The 3,433-nt window shown below is 73.1% G+C and carries 4 protein-coding genes and 1 pseudogene; all 5 read left to right on the top strand.

Translation table 11 applies throughout. From position 1 onward, the window contains the following. Positions 1-9 precede the first annotated feature (9 nt). Positions 10-537, top strand: a complete 528-nt coding sequence (gene ruvC, locus EAD98_RS25320) for a crossover junction endodeoxyribonuclease RuvC (RefSeq protein ID WP_121656493.1) — start codon at positions 10-12, stop codon at positions 535-537. After that, positions 534-1,136, top strand: coding sequence for a Holliday junction branch migration protein RuvA (ruvA, locus tag EAD98_RS25315; protein WP_121656492.1), 603 nt, complete (start codon positions 534-536; stop codon positions 1,134-1,136). Before ruvC ends, ruvA begins: the two co-directional genes overlap by 4 nt. Beyond that, the gene (gene ruvB, locus EAD98_RS25310; RefSeq protein WP_121656491.1) at positions 1,133-2,200 is read left to right on the top strand and encodes a Holliday junction branch migration DNA helicase RuvB; all 1,068 of its coding nucleotides are present in this window, start codon (positions 1,133-1,135) and stop codon (positions 2,198-2,200) included. Before ruvA ends, ruvB begins: the two co-directional genes overlap by 4 nt. A 140-nt stretch (positions 2,201-2,340) precedes the next feature. After that, entirely contained in the window at positions 2,341-2,679 is a 339-nt protein-coding gene (gene yajC, locus EAD98_RS25305; protein WP_199723548.1) for a preprotein translocase subunit YajC, read from the top strand. Between the two features lie 278 nt (positions 2,680-2,957). Beyond that, positions 2,958-3,433 (top strand): annotated as a pseudogene (locus tag EAD98_RS25300) (protein translocase subunit SecD); the annotation flags it as partial.

The following is a 3,433-nucleotide window of genomic DNA, read 5'->3' as shown; positions in this document are numbered from 1 at the left end:
GGGGGCGGCGTGCGGGTTCTCGGGGTTGACCCTGGGTTGACCCGGTGTGGGGTCGGCGTCGTCGACGGGGTGCCCGGGCGACCCTGCACCCTGATCGCCTACTACGTGATCTACACCGACCCGGCCGACGACCTGTCGCTGCGGCTGCTGCACCTGGACCGGTCGCTGACCGACCTGGTCGCCGAGCACCAACCGGAGAGCGTCGCCGTCGAGCGGGTGTTCAGCCAGCACAACGTCCGCACGGTGATGGGCACCGCGCAGGCCAGCGGCATCGCCGTGCTGGCCGGGGCGCGCGCCGGGCTGCCGGTGCAGACGTACACCCCGAGCGAGGTGAAGGCGGCGGTGACCGGCTCCGGTCAGGCCGACAAGGCGCAGATGACCGCCATGGTGACGCGGCTGCTGCGGCTGGCCGAGCCGCCGAAGCCGGCCGACGCCGCCGACGCGCTCGCCCTGGCCATCTGCCACATCTGGCGCGGCGGGACCCGCTCCAAGCTGGCCGCCGCCGCCGACCGGGCACGACGAGGAGGAGCGCGATGATCGCCAGCGTGCGCGGCACGGTGACCGCGACAGGGCCGGACCAGGCCGTGATCGAGGTCGGCGGGGTCGGCCTGGCCGTGCACTGCGCCCCCGGGCTCATCGCCGAGCTGCGGATCGGCCAGAGCGCCCGGCTCGCCACCAGCCTGGTCGTCCGGGAGGATTCGCTGACCCTCTACGGCTTCGCCGACGACGACGCCAAGTCGCTCTTCGAGCTGCTCCAGACCGCCAGTGGGGTCGGCCCGAGGCTGGCCCAGGCGGTGCTGGCCGTGCACACCCCGGACGCGGTGCGCAAGGCGATCGCCAACGCCGACACCGCCGCGCTGACCCGGGTGCCCGGAATCGGCAAGAAGGGCGCCGAGCGGCTGGTGCTGGAGCTGCGCGACCGGATCGGCCCGGTGCCGATCGGCGCCGACGGCGCGGCCGGGGTGACCGGTGGCAGCTGGCCCGAGCAGGTCCGCCAGGCGCTCATCGGGCTGGGCTGGACGGCCGGGCAGGCCGACCAGGCGGTGGCGGCGGTGGCGGAGACCGTCGACGGCGAGACCCCGCCCGTGCCGGTCCTGCTCCGGCAGGCCATCCGCCTGCTGGGTCGTACCCGATGAGTGAGACCGAGGGGCTCGTCTCGGCGTACGTCAGTGACGCCGACCGGGACGCGGAGGCCACCGTACGGCCCAAGCGGCTGGCCGAGTTCATCGCTCAGGACCGGGTCCGCGATCAGCTCGACCTGTTGTTGCAGGGCGCCATGCGGCGGGGCTCGCCACCGGACCACATCCTGCTCTCCGGCCCGCCCGGCCTGGGCAAGACCAGCCTGGCCAACATCGTCGCCGCCGAGCTGGGCTCGGGCATCCGGGTGACCAGTGGCCCGGCGATCGAGCGCTCCGGCGACCTGGCGGCGATCCTGACCAGCCTCGCCGAGGGTGACGTGCTGTTCATCGACGAGATCCACCGCATCGCGCGGCCGGCGGAGGAGCTGCTGTACAGCGCGATGGAGGACTTCCGGGTCGACGTGGTGGTCGGCAAGGGTCCGGGCGCGACCGCCATTCCGCTGGACGTCGAGCCGTTCACCCTGGTCGGGGCGACCACGCGGTCGGGCCTGCTGACCGGGCCGATGCGGGACCGGTTCGGCTTCGTCGCGCACCTGGACTTCTACGCCCCGGCGGACCTGGAGACGCTGCTGCACCGCTCGGCGCGGATTCTCGGTGTGCCGATCACCGCCGAGGGCGCGTCCGAGATCGCCGGTCGTTCCCGGGGCACGCCGCGGATCGCCAACCGGCTGCTGCGCCGGGTCCGCGACTACGCGGAGGTGCGGGCCGAGGGCGTGGTCAACCTGGGTACGGCCCGCGCCGCGTTGACCGTGTACGACGTGGACGCGCTCGGCCTGGACCGGCTGGACCGGGCGGTGCTGACGGCGCTGGTCGACTCGTTCCGGGGCGGTCCGGTGGGGCTGTCCACCCTCGCCGTGGCGGTGGGGGAGCAGCCGGACACGGTCGAGGAGGTCTGCGAGCCGTTCCTGGTGCGCGCCGGCCTGCTGGCCCGTACCCCGCGCGGCCGGGTGGCCACCGAGGCGGCCTGGCGGCATCTGGGCCGAACGCCACCGAATGGTACATTTGGGGTGGATGTCCCATCGGCGCCCGATCTGTTCTCGTTGGACGCCGAACAGCCGTGATGTGAACGTGATCTGCACCGCATTCGGTGTTCTCAGGTGCAGGGATTAGACTTCGCCGCGGTCTGTACAGGACGTGAGAATCCGCCTCCGCTCCGGCACCCCATGTGCCGGGCAGGTGGCCAATGGGAAGGTCAGTAACCGTGCTTTACGCAGCAGCGGGTGGCGGGGCCGGCAGCTTCACGCCGATCCTGATGATCGCCCTGCTCTTCGGTGTCATGTACTTCATGATGATCCGCCCCCAGCAGAAGCGCCGCCGTGAGGCGGAGGCGATGCAGTCGAACCTCGGCCCCGGCGACGAGGTCGTGACCATCGGTGGGCTCTACGGCACGGTCACCGGCATCGAGGACGACACCGTCCTGATCGAGGTCGCCCCGGGCGTGCAGACCCGCTACGCCCGGCCGGCCATCGCCCGGGTGGTCACCCGCGCCGAGCTGCCGAGCGAGCCGGTCACCGAGGACGCGGACACCGTCAAGGAGTGACCCTCCCCTCGGGGGTGGCGGGTCCGGCGTACGGCCGGTCGACGGCCCTCGGGGCCACCGCGCCCGACGGGGCAGCGGACGTGACGTGAAAACTGGATAGTTGGGTCGACGCCGGGCGTCGGCACGCACCCGTGACCGTCGGCGTCCCGCGCTGGCGCGTCCGGCCATCGTGCCGGCTCCCTCGCCGGCCCAGGTCAGACCCGTCGGCCGGGACCCCCGGCCCGACACCCGCCGCCGCCGCGCGCAGCGGCGCGACCGTACAGGGAGACAGGACAACCGTGGCACCACCTCAGGGACAGATGCGCCCCGGGCGGCAGCTCGCCGTGCTCGGGTTCATCTTCGTCGTCCTCTATCTTCTGGTGTTCTTCTCCGGCGCCAGCGGCAGCTTGAAGGACCGGCTCGAGCCCCGGCTCGGCCTGGACCTCATCGGCGGCACCCGGGTGACGCTGGAGGCGACCAACAGCGTCGACGGCAAGCCCCCGACGGCGGAGAACCTCGAGGAGGCCCGCCAGATCATCGAGAGCCGGGTCAACGCGTTCGGCGTTGCCGAGGCCGAGGTGGTCACCGAGGGCAACCGGAACATCGTCATCTCCCTGCCCGGTGAGAACCGGGACCTCACCGACGTGGGCAGCGCGGCCGAGCTGCGCTTCCGCAAGGTGATCAAGGCCGCCGACGGCAGCGGGGCGGCCACGGTGCCGCCGCCGGCCGCCACACCGGCCCCCTCGGGCAGCGCCAGCCCGGCCCCGTCCGGCAG

The organism is Micromonospora sp. CV4 (assembly GCF_003667455.1).
In the GTDB taxonomy this organism is placed as follows: domain Bacteria; phylum Actinomycetota; class Actinomycetes; order Mycobacteriales; family Micromonosporaceae; genus Micromonospora.
The sequence above is the reverse complement of the archived record's forward strand: the minus strand, read 5'-3'. Positions and strand labels throughout refer to the sequence as shown.

What these genes read in the sequence shown, in the direction of transcription:
- ruvA (WP_121656492.1), top strand. Translation starts at nt 534, where the DNA reads ATGATCGCCAGCGTGCGCGGCACGGTGACCGCGACAGGGCCGGACCAG.
- ruvB (WP_121656491.1), top strand. Translation starts at nt 1,133, where the DNA reads ATGAGTGAGACCGAGGGGCTCGTCTCGGCGTACGTCAGTGACGCCGAC.